Annotated in this window: 25 protein-coding genes; all 25 read right to left on the reverse strand. The window is 55.5% G+C overall.

Translation table 11 applies throughout. From position 1 onward, the window contains the following. Positions 1-3: 3 nt before the first annotated feature. Positions 4-942, reverse strand: a complete 939-nt coding sequence (locus tag GT756_RS15510; protein WP_001139600.1) for a hypothetical protein — start codon at positions 940-942, stop codon at positions 4-6. After that, on the reverse strand, positions 926-1360 hold the full coding sequence (locus GT756_RS15515; RefSeq protein WP_108704892.1) for a hypothetical protein: 435 nt from the start codon (positions 1358-1360) through the stop codon (positions 926-928). Before GT756_RS15515 ends, GT756_RS15510 begins: the two co-directional genes overlap by 17 nt. After that, on the reverse strand, positions 1357-1785 hold the full coding sequence (locus GT756_RS15520) for a hypothetical protein (protein WP_065801574.1): 429 nt from the start codon (positions 1783-1785) through the stop codon (positions 1357-1359). Before GT756_RS15520 ends, GT756_RS15515 begins: the two co-directional genes overlap by 4 nt. Continuing rightward, on the reverse strand, positions 1782-2264 hold the full coding sequence (locus tag GT756_RS15525; RefSeq protein WP_042632527.1) for a hypothetical protein: 483 nt from the start codon (positions 2262-2264) through the stop codon (positions 1782-1784). Before GT756_RS15525 ends, GT756_RS15520 begins: the two co-directional genes overlap by 4 nt. 71 nt (positions 2265-2335) lie before the next feature. Next, entirely contained in the window at positions 2336-3367 is a 1032-nt protein-coding gene (locus GT756_RS15530; RefSeq protein WP_042632526.1) for a hypothetical protein, read from the reverse strand. A 13-nt stretch (positions 3368-3380) separates the two neighbouring features. Further along, positions 3381-4241 carry a hypothetical protein gene (locus tag GT756_RS15535; RefSeq protein ID WP_160124890.1) on the reverse strand — a complete coding sequence of 287 codons (861 nt, stop codon included), beginning with the start codon at positions 4239-4241 and terminating at the stop codon, positions 3381-3383. 15 nt (positions 4242-4256) lie between these two features. After that, positions 4257-5876: an NUDIX hydrolase gene (locus GT756_RS15540; RefSeq protein WP_160124891.1), complete on the reverse strand. Its 1620-nt coding sequence runs from the start codon at positions 5874-5876 to the stop codon at positions 4257-4259. Between the two features lie 12 nt (positions 5877-5888). Next, the gene (locus tag GT756_RS15545; RefSeq protein WP_160124892.1) at positions 5889-6710 is read right to left on the reverse strand and encodes a hypothetical protein; all 822 of its coding nucleotides are present in this window, start codon (positions 6708-6710) and stop codon (positions 5889-5891) included. Continuing rightward, complete coding sequence (locus GT756_RS15550; protein WP_160124893.1) at positions 6707-8122, reverse strand: phage portal protein; 1416 nt, start codon at positions 8120-8122, stop codon at positions 6707-6709. Before GT756_RS15550 ends, GT756_RS15545 begins: the two co-directional genes overlap by 4 nt. Before the next feature lie 11 nt (positions 8123-8133). Then, positions 8134-9465, reverse strand: coding sequence for a terminase family protein (locus GT756_RS15555; RefSeq protein ID WP_004884204.1), 1332 nt, complete (start codon positions 9463-9465; stop codon positions 8134-8136). Between the two features lie 3 nt (positions 9466-9468). Then, complete coding sequence (locus GT756_RS15560; protein WP_160124894.1) at positions 9469-10209, reverse strand: hypothetical protein; 741 nt, start codon at positions 10207-10209, stop codon at positions 9469-9471. A gap of 61 nt (positions 10210-10270) precedes the next feature. Next, entirely contained in the window at positions 10271-11089 is an 819-nt protein-coding gene (locus GT756_RS26245) for a hypothetical protein (RefSeq protein ID WP_243817497.1), read from the reverse strand. A 137-nt stretch (positions 11090-11226) separates the two neighbouring features. Beyond that, positions 11227-11484, reverse strand: coding sequence for an Rz1 lytic protein (locus tag GT756_RS26250; protein WP_243817496.1), 258 nt, complete (start codon positions 11482-11484; stop codon positions 11227-11229). Beyond that, positions 11369-11758, reverse strand: a complete 390-nt coding sequence (locus tag GT756_RS15570) for a DUF2570 family protein (protein ID WP_160124895.1) — start codon at positions 11756-11758, stop codon at positions 11369-11371. The genes GT756_RS26250 and GT756_RS15570 overlap by 116 nt, the downstream gene beginning before the upstream one ends. After that, on the reverse strand, positions 11755-12285 hold the full coding sequence (locus GT756_RS15575; RefSeq protein ID WP_017898848.1) for a lysozyme: 531 nt from the start codon (positions 12283-12285) through the stop codon (positions 11755-11757). Before GT756_RS15575 ends, GT756_RS15570 begins: the two co-directional genes overlap by 4 nt. A gap of 2 nt (positions 12286-12287) precedes the next feature. Then, positions 12288-12536 (reverse strand): phage holin, encoded by a 249-nt coding sequence (locus tag GT756_RS15580; RefSeq protein ID WP_160124896.1) that lies wholly within the window; start codon positions 12534-12536, stop codon positions 12288-12290. A gap of 492 nt (positions 12537-13028) precedes the next feature. Next, positions 13029-13718 (reverse strand): bacteriophage antitermination protein Q, encoded by a 690-nt coding sequence (locus GT756_RS15585; RefSeq protein WP_160124997.1) that lies wholly within the window; start codon positions 13716-13718, stop codon positions 13029-13031. Next, positions 13718-13858 carry a YlcG family protein gene (locus tag GT756_RS15590; RefSeq protein ID WP_114264758.1) on the reverse strand — a complete coding sequence of 47 codons (141 nt, stop codon included), beginning with the start codon at positions 13856-13858 and terminating at the stop codon, positions 13718-13720. The genes GT756_RS15585 and GT756_RS15590 overlap by 1 nt, the downstream gene beginning before the upstream one ends. Then, a complete protein-coding gene (locus GT756_RS15595; RefSeq protein ID WP_160124897.1) occupies positions 13855-14085 on the reverse strand; it encodes a hypothetical protein in 231 nt (76 codons plus the stop codon). Before GT756_RS15595 ends, GT756_RS15590 begins: the two co-directional genes overlap by 4 nt. After that, on the reverse strand, positions 14082-14663 hold the full coding sequence (locus GT756_RS15600; RefSeq protein ID WP_160124898.1) for a recombination protein NinG: 582 nt from the start codon (positions 14661-14663) through the stop codon (positions 14082-14084). Before GT756_RS15600 ends, GT756_RS15595 begins: the two co-directional genes overlap by 4 nt. Further along, positions 14656-15324 (reverse strand): metallophosphoesterase, encoded by a 669-nt coding sequence (locus GT756_RS15605; RefSeq protein WP_160124899.1) that lies wholly within the window; start codon positions 15322-15324, stop codon positions 14656-14658. Before GT756_RS15605 ends, GT756_RS15600 begins: the two co-directional genes overlap by 8 nt. Next, positions 15321-15488 (reverse strand): NinE family protein, encoded by a 168-nt coding sequence (locus GT756_RS15610; RefSeq protein WP_012542614.1) that lies wholly within the window; start codon positions 15486-15488, stop codon positions 15321-15323. The genes GT756_RS15605 and GT756_RS15610 overlap by 4 nt, the downstream gene beginning before the upstream one ends. Then, the gene (locus GT756_RS15615) at positions 15469-15936 is read right to left on the reverse strand and encodes a recombination protein NinB (RefSeq protein WP_160124900.1); all 468 of its coding nucleotides are present in this window, start codon (positions 15934-15936) and stop codon (positions 15469-15471) included. The genes GT756_RS15610 and GT756_RS15615 overlap by 20 nt, the downstream gene beginning before the upstream one ends. A 201-nt stretch (positions 15937-16137) precedes the next feature. After that, entirely contained in the window at positions 16138-16395 is a 258-nt protein-coding gene (locus tag GT756_RS15620; RefSeq protein ID WP_088296077.1) for a DNA polymerase III subunit theta, read from the reverse strand. A gap of 45 nt (positions 16396-16440) precedes the next feature. After that, the gene (locus GT756_RS15625; protein ID WP_160124901.1) at positions 16441-16671 is read right to left on the reverse strand and encodes a hypothetical protein; all 231 of its coding nucleotides are present in this window, start codon (positions 16669-16671) and stop codon (positions 16441-16443) included. Positions 16672-16690: the final 19 nt, after the last annotated feature.

The raw sequence follows: 16690 nt of genomic DNA on the forward strand, positions 1-16690 counted from the left end.
TACTTATTTCTCCGGGTCAATGGACGGAATTGCAGACGTGATCAGCTGGCGCGCTAAGTTACGCATCCGTTGCTGGTAATAATTGATTTTGAATTTGATGGTCTTACGCATGGCGATGATGTTGAGCTCGTTCTGAGTGACTCGCTCATCCTGCACGACGGGAATATTCATGATCCCCATCTCCGGGGCATCGCCGGTCGTGTAGTCCTGCACATACCGCACAAAGTCTTCAATGCTGGCGTTACGCAGGCCGGTGACCGAAAGCGTCACATCTTCCGATACCAGCTGATACTGGTTTTGCTTCTCGTCCAGATAGAACGCGCCGGCGATCGGTGACGTGTTACTGCATTTCACTGTCGCATAGGGCGGCGAAAGGTTCTGCGTTGAGAGCATCGCCGGGAACATCGGCATGTACTGATTCAGGGCCAACCAGATCGGCAACGAGCTCGACACCACCACGTCAGAGAGGTCTATGTCATCCGCAGAGTTGATGATCTGCGACCGCATGTGCGGGAAAATAGCCTCTCCGGTGTAGTGGTACAGGTTCGCCGGTTCATTCAGACCGGTACGCCGGGAGAACGAGAACTGCACGCCAAAAAACTCGCCGATGTACAGCACCTCTGACCCGATGTCGTTAAACGGGTCGATGTCCGCCTGCGCGGTGAACGTCACCACGTTGCGATCGTACAGTTGCTCGTCGTCCTGAATGGTTTCGGTCGTCAGGTGCAAATAACCTTTCACATCCACCGTATCCGGCTCATTGTTCGGATCGTCAGACAGGACCGAGGCTTTCACCCAGAACACGAATCCATCAAGCGGAAGCACCTTTCTGATGTACTTCGTGAACGTCACCACCTGAAACCGGCTCAGATCATCCAGACCCTGCGTCAGGGTAGCGTTAAGCTCGGTTTTGGCGTTCTGTAACTCACTCAGGGAAGGCATTCAGCACCCCGCTTACCCAGGCTCTCATAGCAGCCTGATAGGTTCCTGTATCAATGAACGAAGGGCGCGGCGGCCCCTTTTTGCCTTTAAAGCGCTTCGATATGCCCTCAAGCGCGCGGCGCGTTGGTACGCCAGGGAGGCCGTTCATCTCAGTGTTATCGAGGAATCCGACAAAGAGATCGTGAACTTTGGACATTGACTCAGCGAGCGGGTCTTTGGCCGGCGGCGCGCCGGCGAACATGTTTTCAAGCGCTGCGGCGAGGTCTTTGCTCATCAGCTCAGCGATGTCGTTCCCGTAGCGGTCAAAGAACGTCTGCATAATCTGATACCTTGCTTCCAGCTCTTCCGCTACGCTCCCCGTCGTGGTGTCCTCGCCCTCGTAGGGGATATCAATAACGCCCAGATGAAAGGTGATCATGACAAGCCCCACAGACTCCCGAACTGCTGAGCGATCATCAGGTAGCGGCGCCCCCACGGGTCCTGGAGCATCTGCAGGTCTGCCAGCGACAGGTCTTTGAAGAAATCAGGTACCAGGCGCTGTGCGCTGGTAGAGTTATCCCCTGCTCCGGTGATAACCCCGGCCTTGAAGTCATTCAACCCATACTGGCTACGGAAATTGGCGAACACGGCCTCTGTCCCGTAATTGATGAGAAACGACGCCCCAAGGTTATAAACCGCGATGCTGTACATGTTCGGCATAACGCACGCGATGTCAGGGTTTACCCATTCAACGGCGCCGCCATAGGCGAGAGAAAAAGACGGCGAGTCGTCGGGAACCTGGTCGGGGGTGATGCCCATATCAGATCGAACGAATTCGATAAATCCCGACAGACTGGTGGTCATTTCTTCTTGCTCCCGGCTTTCGGCGTGACAATTTTTTCGTTGATGGTCGGATCGTCAGAATGGTCATCGCGCCCCTTGGCCTGCTCTGCGCTGAATTCCATGTCACCCTCGTAGCCGATACCACTTTCGCGCAATGTGTTATCCAGCGCAGCGACGGATGCCTGCCGGCGGTTATGTGCGCCGCGGGTAAGATGGCCATCGTTATCGCGAATGGTTTTCTCAATAACGCTGGCGGAAACTGGTTTGTTGATGCTGTAGCACAGGCCGACAAATGCCTGGCTCTGGTCGATTTTGGTTGAGTCAACCAGGCCGTAAACCTGATGATGCTGAATAACCGCTTCGACTTCTTCGGTCGAACCATCCAGAACCTGCATCTGCGAACCGTGCTCAATGGGGATCTGGCGGAGGCGCCCGGTTTCCAGCTGGCGGAAAGTGAAGATGTGGCGCTGCTTGGTAGTGTTGGCGATGAACAGTTTCATTGTTTACCCTCGTAAAAAAGCCCCTGCACAGCGAACCATGCAGAGGCTTAAGCACTTCTCAATTTCGTTTTTTAGGAGCTGTATGCCATCGACAGGATGGTGATAGCTTCCGGACGGACTGCCCAACCAGCCGTAGAGCGCATTTCTGACAGCACGTCGATAGCGCCCCCGGGGATTGGCGTCGGGATTTCCATCGGTGCCGCCATGTCGGTGAACATCAGGGCGTTCGCCGCCAGAGACGGGCTCAGTTTGGCGAATTCGTTGGTGTTCACGGTGGAGTTGACCATCGGTACTTCCACTTCCGGGATGGTGATAACCACCGCGTCAGTACCGCCGGCACCGGCGCCGATCAGCGTGTCGTCGTATACCCAGTCAACCTGGACATTCGCGCCGCGGAGCACCTCTTTCACAGTTCCACCGACGGTATCAGTACCGCCGCCAGGACGCTGATAAGAGGTCAGCTGAACGATCTGCTGAATCTCCATCGCGCCAAGCACGCGCTGCGGCCCGAGGATAACGACGCGCTGCTGGCGACCAAGTTGCATGGTGCGGGTCAGCGCGGCCTGCACGTGGCCCAGCAGATAGACCGCCATCTGTCCGTGGTCATAGGTCAGCACAGTGGTATTGCCGCTGCTGTCCGCAGGAAGGGTTTCGGTGGTCGCGCCTGCGGTGTTCAGCAGACCTTCGCCGCCTGCCGGGTTCATGCCGTACAGCAGCGCAGAGCGCAACTGCTGGAAGATGCCCTGACGCATGCCGAGACGCTGAGCTTCTGGCAGTGCCACGTTCCAGTTGCCGGCCGCCGCGGTGTCGTGGTGATCGTAGATACCACGGCAGCGGAACAGGTAGGTTGGGGTGGAGATCATGCGCGCCTCGAGCGCCACGCTCGGCAGCTGGTTGGCGTTACCGGACTGGCTTGAGGTCACCTGGGTGCGGATATCCAGGCGGCGCATATAAACATACTGGTCGCCTACGCCAAGGCGGACCTGCGGGTTACCGCTGGCGATGGTTTCGAACGCACCGGACGCCTGCTGGTAACCAATGATCAACTCCGGCGCAATGTACGACGGGTTGACGATGGTGTAGCTGGGGGTAATTGCAGCCATTTAAAGCTCCCGATTAAAGTAAGACCAGCGCGCAGCTGTCGGTGTTGTTCCAGGTAAGGAAGCCCGTAGCGCTGTCATAGTTGACAGTTTTCGAGTTCCCGCTCTCGATGGAGATGACTTTCACCGGCAGGGTGATATCTGCCTGAGCCACAGCGCCGATATTGCCCTGCGTGGTTGCGGAGCCGCCCGGCGCGCTTGCAGGCGCATAGGTGAAGGTTGTCGCACTCGGTACGCTCAGCACAACGACGGTGCCGTTATAGGCAGCCGGAGCTACGCCGCTGATCTTCACGTACTGGCCAGCGGTCAGTCCATGCGCAGAGGCGGTGGTGGCGGTGGCCACGCCGTTCGAATAGGTAACAGCGGTCGTGGCAATGTCAGCACCGGCAAAAGCCGCCGCGGCTGCGGTGGTCACCTGGTTATTGACGAAGTCCCACGCCAGCGGCGTTTTCACCGATGCGCCAGCGGTTCCGAGCGCAACCACCTGCGCTGAAGCTTTCAGCGGAACGCGCATGTTGGAGCCAAGGCGATAGAATGAAACGCTCATGCCGGACGCATACAGCGGAACCGGTGATTGCGGAGTGGTAAGCCCGTTGTGGGCCTGGTTGAAGACGGTGAAGCCTTCGAGCTCAGCCAGTGATACAGCGCGACGAATAGTCGACCCGCGAGGGCTGGAGTTCACGCCGGGCAGCAACTCGGCAACCGGCAGGCCACCCCACAGCGGCTTGGTTTCGGTGGCGGCGACGGTGCCTGACGCCAGGTTAAAGCGGTTTGCCGGATCATCCAGAGCAACGCCCTGAATGAAGCCATCAGACTGCACACCGAAGGAACCAGCGGCATTCGTGGTCGCCATCGGGTTAAGAGATAAATTAGCCATGCTTCAGAGCTCCCGTTAAGCCTGGTTGTTAAAACTGGTGACCTGACGCTTGCCAGACTGGAACGGCGCCCAGGTGACGGCGGGATCGCCTTCAAAGGTGCTGATCTCGCGACCGGTAGCATCCTTGCGCTTAATCTCGCGCAACATGCCCGGGCCGACTGACAGGCTGGCCGCCTTCTGCGCATCAGCGTAGATATGCTTTTCGGCAGTGCTCAGCAGTTGCGAATCAGCGATGGCAGAGAGATCGACGGCTTTGAAGTCCGGCGAATGCTCCTGCAGTTGAATCATCAGCCGGCGGCGATACGCCATCGGTTTTTCACCGGACAGCGGGATCGGGGCGCGCTTGCCAAAGCTGGAGAAGACGCTATCGGCTTTCACCTGCGCTTCTGCCACTTCGTTGCGCTCTTCGTCGCTCAGTTCGGTAGGAATGCGGGAGCGAAGCTCTGCAATTTCCTGGCGGATTTGAGAGTCGGCTTTTTCTTTTGCCATTTTCTCAGCCGCTTCGGCATCTGCCTTTTCTTTGGCTTCAGCGTCAGCTTTTTCCTTCGCGGCTTTCTCTTCCGCGTCGGCTTTAGCTTTCGCCTCTTCCGCTTCTTTTGCCTCAGCATCAGCCTTTTCTTTTTTGGCTGCTTCTTCGGCATCAGCTTTGGCTTTCAGGTCTGCTGCTTCTGAATCAGCCTTAGCCAAACGTGCATCGATCGCCTTATTAATCAGCGCTACGATTTTTTCCTCGTCCATCTTTTCAGCCTCTTTGGGAATGGAATCAGATTTAACACCGGTGGGGTTAAGGAGCTTGTCCCATACGCCCTGTTCACAAATTGCAACGTGGTCGAGCAGCTCGGGGGATGGCTCCACTAACAGAGGCTGACCGTCTATTTCGATGATTGAATCGGGAACCTCAAAAAACCTGACGGTTGGTGAGGTGCTTAACTGCCTGGTCGCCATAATTTCTGCGACTTCAGCGTCATACACTCGCGCAACGGCCCACACTTCGCCCTTATCGGCAACCCAGGCATTTGTCAGGGTGCCAATAACGCGCTTCGCGAACTCGTCACTATCAAGTGTATTTTTCTCCGGGTGCAGCCAGATAAGGGGTAGTCCGGCAACCCGCTGAAGAAATTCCGGGGTGAGATAATCATCCGGGTTACGGAAGGTCATCTGTTGATCTGCAGATCGCCAGGTAACCCCTGTTCCGGTCACCCGGATGGCGAACATCCACATGTTGTAAAAATATTGCGGGCTGCTGAGGGTTCCGTCAGCGATGAGCGCGGCCACGTCGGTTTCATTGAGCGCCTGCTGCGCCAGCATTTCAGCGAATGGCTGATGAAGCGGCTTTGGCAGATCGTCAATATGGAACCATCCGGCGGCCAGCGATTCGTCGTTTATCTTCGCTTCGAACTGCTCTGGCACGTCGGCGCGGTAGGTCAGGTAGTCACCATGTACGCTGTGCGGCGTCAGCGGGCCATCGTACTGATAGCCTGTTTCCTCCAGCACCTCGCGCCGTGCGGCGTCTATGGCTAACTCTCCCGGCTCTATCGTCCCGCCCGGCTGGCACCATGTGCCATCATCCGAGCGCTGAATCAGGAAGACGAACTTCCCCTGACGGAACATTATCCCGCTGCCAAAAATAGCCACGTTTTAATGCTCCTATGCTGCTTTCATGGACTCCAGGAACTTGCGGCCCTTCTGGGTCAGCATGTCCTCGGGAATGCTGCGGAGGTTGTACAGATAGGTGACGTAGCACCGACAGAAAACCTCTTCGCCAGGCTGCGTAATTTCGTCGAGATAGCCGGCAGGGCCAGCTTTGACATAGCCATTTTTCTGCGCCCAGTTCCCGCGGATGAGATAGATCTGCTTGTCCCTCTCCTTGTGATCTTCCCGGTAGTCGTATCCTGGCTGGCGCCAGTGGCTATGCCACTCGGCAGCAATCGCGTTGTTGCCCGTCGCGATGATGTTGTCGATATTGGCGATCAGCTTATGGCTCTGGTCAATCATCACGCGGCGCGCTTCATAGTCCACCTTCTCGGCGGCCTTCTGAATGTGCGCCGCCGTCTCCCGCATCGTTCCCTGAATGCCGGTCAGCGCAATGCTGTCTGCTGAGGGAATGCTGCTGGCCCATCCGCTAAACCGCGACAGAGTAGTGTCGATGGCTTTCTTGCGATTCAGCTTTATCAGGTCAGCGCTGGCCAGGATGCGGCGATCCAGCTCGCTGCGTAACTTCGGCTCCATGTAGTTCAGCGTGAAGCGTGAAAGCCCTTTGTGGCGCTCCAGCGCTCCAGCCTTGCTCACCTGCAGGTCATAGGTCTTACGCAACCGATCCGACACCATGCTCATGTAGTCGTCATCAGTTTCGCTTTCGGCCGCCTGCCGGATAATGGCCTGCCATTGCTCCAGCTCCTGCCGCGAGGTGTAGCCATTGCGCAGAAAAAACTTCACCGCCTCGCGTACGGTGCGCGTGAAAGTCTTCATAGCATCATCCCGCCGCCTGGCTCTTCTCCCTGCGGCTGCTGAGGGCGGTTAGCTTTTAGCGAGTCGATATCGAGATCGAGCCGCTGCGGGAACAGGCTTTCGTTAGCGTTCGCGTTGGTCTGCGCCCACTCGATAAGCAGAGCGCGGTTCTCATCATCCGTGTTGACCTGTGGAAGCAGCACTTCCAGCATGCTGACGATCGCCTTAAAGCGGATTTCGTCGACCTTCACTTTTTCGCTTTCCGGCTCTTTCAGGGATGACGGCCAGCGATATTCGAAGTTGTTAATCCACGATGAGAAGTACAGGCTGTAGGTATTTTTCAGCTCCGGGAAGTCAGCACGCAGAGAATTGAAAAACTCAATGCTCCAGGCGCGATACTGGCAAATACGGATGAAATAGTCATACAGTGGCTCAAGCCACTCGCGGATGTTGTCGATGTAGACTGCAACGGATCGAGCGTCTTCCGTCCCCTCACCGAAGCCCTGGGCGAACGTTTCCGAGTTCAGGATGATAGCCGGCATATCAGCTGCCGCCGCGATGTTCTCCAGAATGTGATTCCTGGAGGAGTCGAGCGGCTTTTCCAGGTTGCTCAGGTCGATGGATTCGATGCTGTCATTTGCGCCGATCTGCAGGACCTCGCCTGTCTTCCCTCGCTTCAGCATCATTCGTTTGATGCCGCTGAGCTTCTGCATCATGTTGTTAACGACTGAGCTCGGTCCCTGAATCTTCGTTACCAGCAAGCCACCCTTCACGGAAACCATGTCGTCGGTGCGCATGGTCTGGATGAAGGATTTCAGCGGGAACAGTGCGCGCTGGTATACGCTGCGACCGGTAAAGCCAAAGGCCGCAGAGTTATAGGCCAGATAAATCGGGTCCTCGTTCTGCTGCACAACGCAGCGGGATTTGTGATACGGCTTGCCCGCCACCCTGATCCCGTCAACCTTCTGGAAGTCCTGCGCGTTCGGGTCCTGGTTAAGCACGATGCTCCCCGCGGTGTTCAGCGGATCGAGAATGTTGAATGTCACGTTGTGATTATACAGCGTGCGGTAGTCCACCGCCGTGGACGGCTCCTGGTTATCAACCAGCATTGCGATCGCCGAAACACCGTAAATGCGAGAGATGCGCGCCGCATTAGCGATGTGCTTATCGGCGCCAAGTGCTTTCCACTCCCGCTCAAACGCATCGCGGAGACGCTGCTCAATGCCATACGCCTGCGAAATGTGAACGGTGCGCGATTCGTTCATCGCCATCTTGATCGGTCGATCCACCATCTTCCCGCCCAACGGGTGGAAGAGGTAAATCGTTTTGCAGGTCTGATAACCAGCCGACATACCCGGCTGAATATCATCGCTGTCCAGGAGCGTGATCAGCTCCGGCGAGCAACTGCCGATTGCGATATCATCTTCGTTCATTGGTTTTCTCGCTAGAGTGCGTCGCCGCTACCGAACGCGATGATCAGCCCGTAGGTGTAATCATCCAGCAAATCGTCGGCGCGCTTGTGCGCGTTCTTATCGGCAAGGTGGAATCGTGACACCTGCTTATGCAGATGGTTTGCTGTTTCGCCCTTGAAGACGGCCGTCTTCTCGTAGGCGTATCGGGATATTTTCGCCAGCCCGCGGTAGTGATAACCGGAGGCCATAATTGCGCGTTCGTCCTTCCCTTTGCTGGTCAGGGCGGATTCAATTTTGTTGACCGGCCATCCCAGGCTTTCACCTTTCTGCAGGAGGATGCTGCCCATGCTGGCATCTTCAATGAAAACGCCGAGGCTGCCATTTACAGCGACGCACTGGCCGGACAACTCATTCAGCCGGGTGAAAACTGACGGAATCCACTCTTCCAGCAGCGCGCCATCGATCTGCACCACATCCCAGTCGAGAATGGTCAGGCGCTGAATGCCGGGCCGGGTGTCGACGGCGTAGTAAACCACCGCCGTGCCGTCGTGCTCAGTACCGCCCTTAACGGCGGTATCCATGACAGCGAAGACGGCCTGGCACATCTCAGGGTAATCGACAGGCTGATCCTGGTTTTCACCCTCGAACCATTTGCGGACGTCGAACAGCGACGCAGCGGACCAGTCGACGAACTCGGCCAGGAACTCCTGCCGGAAAACGCGTGGGTCGTTGTTCTGTCGCTCTTTCTCCAGCTCCTCGGGAGGAACAAAGGGGTTTGATGACGTCGGAGCATGATGCTCATGGAAGCCGAGGTCTTTGTTATGGCAGATGGCATAGAAGAAGTTTTCTTCGTCCACACCGTCAGGCGTTGAGAATACGTAGGCCCGGCCCTTAGTCGTCAGCAGCGTCGGCTTAATCGACTTAGGCCAAATCTCCTTCAACATTTCAGGCGACTTGGTAAAAGCCGCCTCATCGATCAGGATAATTTCGTACTCACGACCACGACCGGCCAGTTTGTTGTCGTTGGTGACCCAGAAATCAATCTTCCCGCCGTTCTTCAGCAGCAGGCGCTTTTCCTGCCGGCTGAAGCTCTTTTTCAGCGGCAGAAGGATTTCTTCCAGCTTGTCGTAGATCTCCTGGTACTGTCGATACTCGGCAGTGAAGATACCGACCCGCCCGCCCAGCTCGATGTCCATGCCCGGGCGCCGGAACTGTGACGTTGCGTAGGTCACCGCTGCGCTCGACAGCATGAAGGTTTTCCCCCAGCGTCGACCACAGCGAACCGCATTCAGCTGGTGATCCCAGGAGTCAGACCAGACCGTTAACTGCCCGTTGTGTAGCGTGGGTAGGTAAATGTCGGCCATGATTTATCTTCCCGGGATTGGCAGCGAGTTATGCACGACGATCGCGTTATCCTTGTCGCCGTCTTTCAGCACATCGATTTCGAGCTCAACCTTTTCGGTCGCAGCTTCGCGGTAAGCAGCATCGACGCGCTGCTTGATTATCGCCGCCTTGGTGTACTCCAGCGACTCAATGCGCGCAGTGTTGCGATGCATGGCTTTCTGCGCCTGGGAGATGAGGTCGTGCAGGTCTTTGGCCTGTTCGCTGCCTGCCGTCTCCAGATCCGTCTGCCAGCGCCCGATATTCTCCGCAGCTGTCAGGCTCGCCGCACGCAGCCAGAAAAGCTCATCGTCGAGCGTGAGCATCTGGGCATCTTCGGTGATAGCGTCAGAGAGTAGCATCCGGCGGCCGTAGCCACCGTGCTTTAATGCGTTCTGGTTGCCAGGCTGGAAAGCGTTCGTCGGCGGTGCGGTTCGTGATCCGCGTATCGGTTTCGTTTCTGGAGATTTTGAGCGGGTGCCTGTGTCGGGCTGGTTTTTTTTCACCTTCCCGTTTTTACTGGCCCCGCCTTTCTCCTTCTGCGAATTCGCAGATTTGTTCGCAGTTTTTTTTTGCGAATTCGCACCGTAGGTCGTTACTTTGATATAGCGTTTCGCAGATGAGTAATTCAGTCCCTGCGCTGCGCACCAGTCTTTCGGGGATATTCCTGTTTTGGCATGCTCGGCGAGGAACTGGTGTTGCAGTGCTCCCCAGTCCGGTTTTGCCATAGTCCTTACCTCGTTGTGACATTATCGAGCCACCTCTTGAAGTGGCTCTGTAATGCCGCGATCAGTCCTTAATGAACTCTTCCGTGTGAATGCCGATTTCGCCAGTAAGCAGATGAGCACTGGTCGCGTCGATGCTCACTGATGTATGAGGGTTGGCGTTTTCGTTAAGCCATTTGATTACCGGCTTCACGACGTCTTCGAAGGAGGAACTGCGAGCCTTATTAACATCGGTATCGGCAAAACAGTTGTCGCAGGAGTGATCGTGGATTTTCTCAGGGGCGCTAAAGGTCTCATGAAAACCATGGCCGCTTTGGTACCATTTCCAACAAGCGCGATATTCATAATCTACCGCCTCGTCATGCAACTGCCAAAGCAGATCAGGATTGCTAATGAGCTCATGGCAGATTTTAGGCTGATAGCCTTCCCCAATGGCCTGCTTGATATATTCAATCATGGCTTCGCGTGAGGGAGGCTTAGTTTGCTCTTCCTGAGTTCCGTCAGTTTCGTCGTCACCTTCATGCTTTTCAGGTGCTTTTGCTGCGCCAGCACCACCCATGACGGCTCGGCAGTTGTAAATCTGAGGCTCAAGCCAGATGGTAAACTCTACCCTCTCACTTTTGTCGCCATCATCTTCACACACCGGGAAGCAACGCACACTGTCAACGAGGTGGTCACGAAAGATACGGGTTTCCAGCGAATCGGGTGCTGTAAACAACTCAATATGAACCCCGGAACCGAGATTAATTTTCGGTTTATCTTTTGAGTACCCCTCAAATAACAGGCTTTCGACCAGATTGCTGGCGTTGATAATGCCGTGAAGCTTGCCGGAAGGCTGAGAAAGCTGCAGAAGCTGAACTTTCCAATACTTGATAACTTTCATGCTGTTTTCCTTTAGATGTGAGCCTGTCGTACAGGAACGCCGCCCGAGAGAGGTCGCCACCTTTAACGGCGTTCCTCAGGCTCACGACTGAAAGACTCTCGATGGTTTGCGTGTACGATACGCATTAAAAAGCCCCGCTATTGCGAGGCTCGTTTTTTCTCTGCTTGCCTGATATCCGCTTTATCCCGGTTGCACTGTCCGAGCGCTGACAGCAGACTGACGTTTAAATCAAGGCTCTGGCCCCACGTCATTTTGTCGGGGATATCGGGATATGGCGTCTCAGCTGTCAGGCTGGCCGGTAGCGGCACCACTGGCACTTTGACGTAAACTATTTTTGTATTGCTGCACCCGCTTAACTGCGCTAACAGGAATATCACGGGGAGCGCAATCATCATTCGCAACAGCCACCTTGATATCTGCCGCGGCTCCCGATGCGTCCAGTGCGATCTGCTCTTTTGCATGCTGATTGGCCTCGACGATGGTGTTGAAGATGGTCATGGTGGTCAGAACGTTGGAGGTGATCGCCTGTGCTGCGTTTACCTGCTGCTCAGCGCTATCGGCTCTGGTTTTCTGCTCAGCAGCAGCATTGTGGTAATGCATTGCCAGCCACCCAAGGCAAACAACCAGGCAGATCACAATCGCGCTGATAATGGCGGTTAACCGGCTCATTCATCTATCCCCCAACATGCCAGTGCGCTTTCCTGATCACGACGAGAGACCTGGCCGTAACAATTGTTGGAACGCACGCGGCAATCTTTTCCGCCATCAAAAATCCACCTGCGAATTTCAGCGCAGGCGCCTTTCCGGTCACCGGCATTCAGCTTGCGGTAGAAAGTGGAAGGAAAGCATTTACCTGGCCCGATGTTATAGGGGCAGAAACTGGCAATTCCGACCTTTTGAGGAGGCGTAAGATGAACCCGCACATTCTGATCAACCCATGCCAGCGCTTTATTGCGCTCGACGGCATTAACTTGGTCGCATTTAGCCTGGGTTAACTTCATCCCCTGCGTTACAGGCCTTCCGTCTACCCGGGTTGCTCCACGACATATCGTCCAGATGCCGGAGCCATCGCGGTATGACGTGAGGCTATTGCCCTCTTTCTCATTCAGGAACTGATCCATGAGAACGGGAGCTGATGCGCCAGCAGCGATAAGCGCCAGCATGGCCGCACTGAGTTTCGTTTTCAGGTTAGCCATCGCTATTCATCCTGCGGTGGCGGGCCACCACAACCACGATCGAGGGACTGCTGATACATCTTCGTCCAGCGGCGCTTAAAGTAGAGATTGGTCAGGTAGGTCGCTACACCGATTATCACGCCGCTGGCCAGGGCAATAAAATTCCAGTCAAGCCCATGAAACCAGTCATAGGTCCTTGCCAGCCCGGTGCATATCAGGCCGCCTGACGAGCAGTACGAGGCCGCCGAAAAGATTTTGTCAGGCATTTTCATAGTCTCCACCTCCGATAATGTTCGGGGTGCTATCTGTAGTCAGTAAAAGGTTCAGGGCCGTCGGGCTGATTTACCAACAAAGCGTCGAGGGTGATTCCCGCGACCCTGAAAATAAAAAAGCCCGCAAAAAGGCGGGCAATAAGCATGAGGGTAATAGCAATGTCGGTGATGACCGAAAATACCCTGGCTGGGTCTGGCGGCCTGCGACGCTGTTGCAGCAGCGCCCCTGATAAGTTGGGGTATGAACCCGTTATCAGGTCAGGCCATTATCTGGTGCTGGTTGAACCAACAATCTGGTTCAGGGCTCTTGCGCGGCGGGTGTCGACGTGTCGTGCAGCACGTCTCTACCCAAGAGCCCTGACCGGATCGCAGGCATAAAAAAGCCCCGGCGGGATGCCGAGGCTAATTTTACAAACTGGTATGTGACTATCATCTTCATGCCGCCACTTAAAGTTAAGGCAGCATATCAAAGTAGACTCAAATATGACGCATTTAATCCAGTTTTGCAAGACTTGAGTCAAAATTTGTCGCCTTTTGTTGTGAACGTGATCGCGTCACCTGCAACAGGGCATCACTATCAAGGCGCCGCAAGGTAGTTTTCATCTCCTCCCACCGCTCCGTAAACGTTTCTGACCAGTTCTTCGGGTTCACACCGACCAGGGCGGCAAGCTTTTGGTATTCGTACGTCTCCCGCCCTGCCAGTTCGGCTTTGACATCCTGCGCTGCAAGCCAGATAAGTTGACGGAGGCGATCGACTGTTTTCTTTGCAATGCGCACGCCGGCCAGCTTGTCGCTGAATTGCTCCCATGCCCAGCGGGTGATCGTCTCCTGGTGCTCCCAGCGGATATTGTCGCTGTAGTTCCACAGCAACCAGGATTTCTGGTGGTCTTCCAGCGACAGGAGGGCGCGGCGCCAGCTGGCTGTCGAGTATTCAACGGGCAGAACGAGAGCGATTGAGGAACCCTTAGCGCGTGACTGGCTGCCACTCATCGGCGGCCCATCCGGGTTAACCATTTTTTGCTTCACTTCGCTATACACCTTCTTCCGCCCCCGGCTGCGCGCCGTGGCGGTGAATTGTGCATTCTCTGCAAAGGCTACCAGTTGCCCTTTCGTCGCACCGCTCAGATCGGCGGTGGCCACTATCAGCTGCTGACGAACATACTGGAGGTATTGGGTATTTATCATGCTGTCTCTCCCAGGGTCTGATAGATGCGAACGAAATTTCTCAGTATGCGGTAGTCGACCAGTACGGTGCCGCGGTGACGGCAGAGGCGGAGCTTTTGCCAGCGGTCGCGGATGCGTTCGATAACGTCACGTCTCATTTGCCACTCCTCGCCATGGCCTTGGCCATCGCCTTATATGCCCTGAGCACATACGCGCTCTTTCCGTACAGGGTGATCTGGAAGGTAATGCCGCGAGACTCCCAGGTATTGACCGGAGAAGCGTCCAGACCAGCATCCGCAATGCGTCTAGCCATAGCCAGCTGCCAGAACGGGCCAGTCAGCCAGATGCGGGAATAAGCCCCTTCGTCGCTATAGGTGATCTTCATGCAGCCTCCCGTTGTTTTATGAGCGCACGGCGTAGCGCGCTGTAATGGCGTCTGATGCCTTCCAGTTCTTCGATGGTGTATCGGTGAGGGGTGTTGTTGTTTTCGAGCGCCTCGACGCGCTCAGCTCCGATTTTCTCTACCAGAGCGATGCGGTACTGCTGCTGGTTCCCTGACATCTGCACGTTGCAGTGATGACACTGCTTGTGAATGTTGTCCTCGTTGTAGCGCAGGTGAGACGCTTTACCGCGGGATCGGTAATGCCCGGCATCCCACTGAACCGTTTCGAACGTGCCGCAGCTGATACACGGCAGATCGTGGTCACGCTCGCGGATATAGTCGTTAACGACACGCTGGGTCATATCTTCCCAGTGCCGGAGAGGCTTCACCGCGGCTTTGCGCTTGCGCCAGGCTGCGCGCTCTTTCTTCGCTTTCGCCTGGGCCTGTTTTTCGCGCTTCTTCTCCAGTTCCTGCATGGCAAATTCAGCGCCATGCTCAGGGCAGCACCAACGATGGTTTTCGAATGCTGGGGTGAATTTTGCCCGGCAGATTTTGCACCGGCGCTGAGTACGTTTAAGCATGATCACCACCCTGGATCTGTACCAAGGTCAGGCGGCCGCAGAATACAGCACCGGTATCGATATACATCTGATTGGCGTACTGACTTGGCTGATGTGCCGGGGTGTGACCAAAAATAAACAGGTCTGCACCGGATATTTCATTCACAATCCCATCCTGAGCCGCGCTCACTCGCTCACGATTCCAGATGACCTGTTCTGCATCGACGGGCTTGCCATATGAGTATTCGTTATGCGGGTAGTCAGCATGGCAGACCACCACCCTCTTACCATCGGTCATTACCTCGATAATGAGTGGCAAACCAGCAACCAAATGCGCCAACGCGATAGCCAGGCGTTCTTTGTCGTAGTCAAGGTTAAAGAACCATCCGCCACCGTTAGCGAGCCAGTGATTCACGTTCCCGGACGAGGATAGTCCGTCGAGCATCATCTGCTCATGGTTTCCGCGAACGGCCATAAACCAGGGCATTGTGATTAGCTCAAGGCATTCGACGTTTTCCGCCCCGCGATCGATAAGGTCACCTACTGAAATCAGCAGGTCACACAATGGGTCAAAACTGACCCTCTCCAGCTCGTTCATCAGCAGCGTATGGCACCCATGCAGATCTCCAACAACCCAGATGTTGCGCCAGATAGCACCATTAATGCTTCGGTAGAGGCTCATGCAATTTTCCTTCTGGCAGCACGACGCAGCCAGCGGACATCTGCCAGGTGAGCCGTATAGTGAAAGGTGGGGATATCGGAAGGCTTAACTTCTACCTTGCGCTTGCGGCGCGCAGGTACGCGGAAGATGCCGCGATCCATGACCTTAGCGAGCAGACTGTGCATGCGAAGCCCTCCATTCCTGGGCCCATGCAATCCGACTGCTGGACTTCTCGCTGAACTTCACACTGTGCTCTGTGCCAAACCAGTAAATCGCCTCGATTACCTCGACCATGTAGCGCTTGCTGGATTGTGAGGTGCGAACGCCGAAGTAGACGCGGCCGCCGTTGATGCCCGGGGCGGATTTCTGCTTACGCTCCGGGTTTTGCATCTGGCTGACCAGTACGGTGATGAGGTCTTTCCACTCCGCCGGCTCCAGCTTTTCACCGTACCAGATCACCTGATCGCTCAGGTCTTTCAAAAGTGGCCACATGAGACGATTCTGTTTGTCGGTGCGGCTTTCTTCTCGCGCCTCAATAATCAGCGGCGATCGGTGGTCGACGGGCAGAGACTGGATGAATCTGACGACGTTACGCTTAACGTTGTCGTTGATAAGGCAGAATTGTTGCTTCACGCTTCACCTCCGCAGAGGTCAAACGCTGAATGCAGAAAATCGCCGGTGGCTTTCGCCATCGGTGACAGGGATTGCTGTAAGGTTTTGTGCGCCATGTGTCCCCACTTGGCGCCGGAAGTAAGTTGTCAGTTGCTCAGGCTGACTAGGGAATTATCGCCCTTCCCGGGGATAAAAGCAAAATGAGCATATACGAGGGAATCGCTATTTCTTGGCGTTCTGCTCGGCCATTTCCAGATAGCGCGGATCGGATGCCTTGGGTAGCTGGATGCTCTGCTCTCGGTAGTAGCGGACGCGCTCCATGAAGTAGTCCCTGAGGTGTTCAGGCTGCTCTCTGGCTACCACTTCGGCGACAACCGGCATGTTCAGCCGCTCTTTGTAGGCGACGCCGGACGCCGCAAGGTCGACGTTGACCTTGTCCTGCTCGTCTTTCGATTTGGCTGCAATGTTCCACTTTGACATAAAAATCCCCTCTGCTGTGGAGGGGATTATATACCACTATCAACCTTATTTCGGAATAAAGCGATGCTTGGTCAGTCTGGATGCCATCGCGTGCTCCTGACGCATGGCTTCTCTTGACTCCTCAAAGCGCCTTTTGCTTTCTTCATCAAATGAAAGCACCACTTTTGTGGGATCGAGACACTCAGGCTCCATTCCATTCCTGAATATCACGAAGCTTGCTCCGTACAACTCAGCAAATTTCTCAGCCTGCTTCTGCCACTCTGGTTTATTTTCCATTCGTTATCTCCTGCGCGGT

Source organism: Klebsiella sp. Q2, assembly GCF_009900705.1.
Lineage (GTDB): Bacteria > Pseudomonadota > Gammaproteobacteria > Enterobacterales > Enterobacteriaceae > Klebsiella > Klebsiella quasipneumoniae.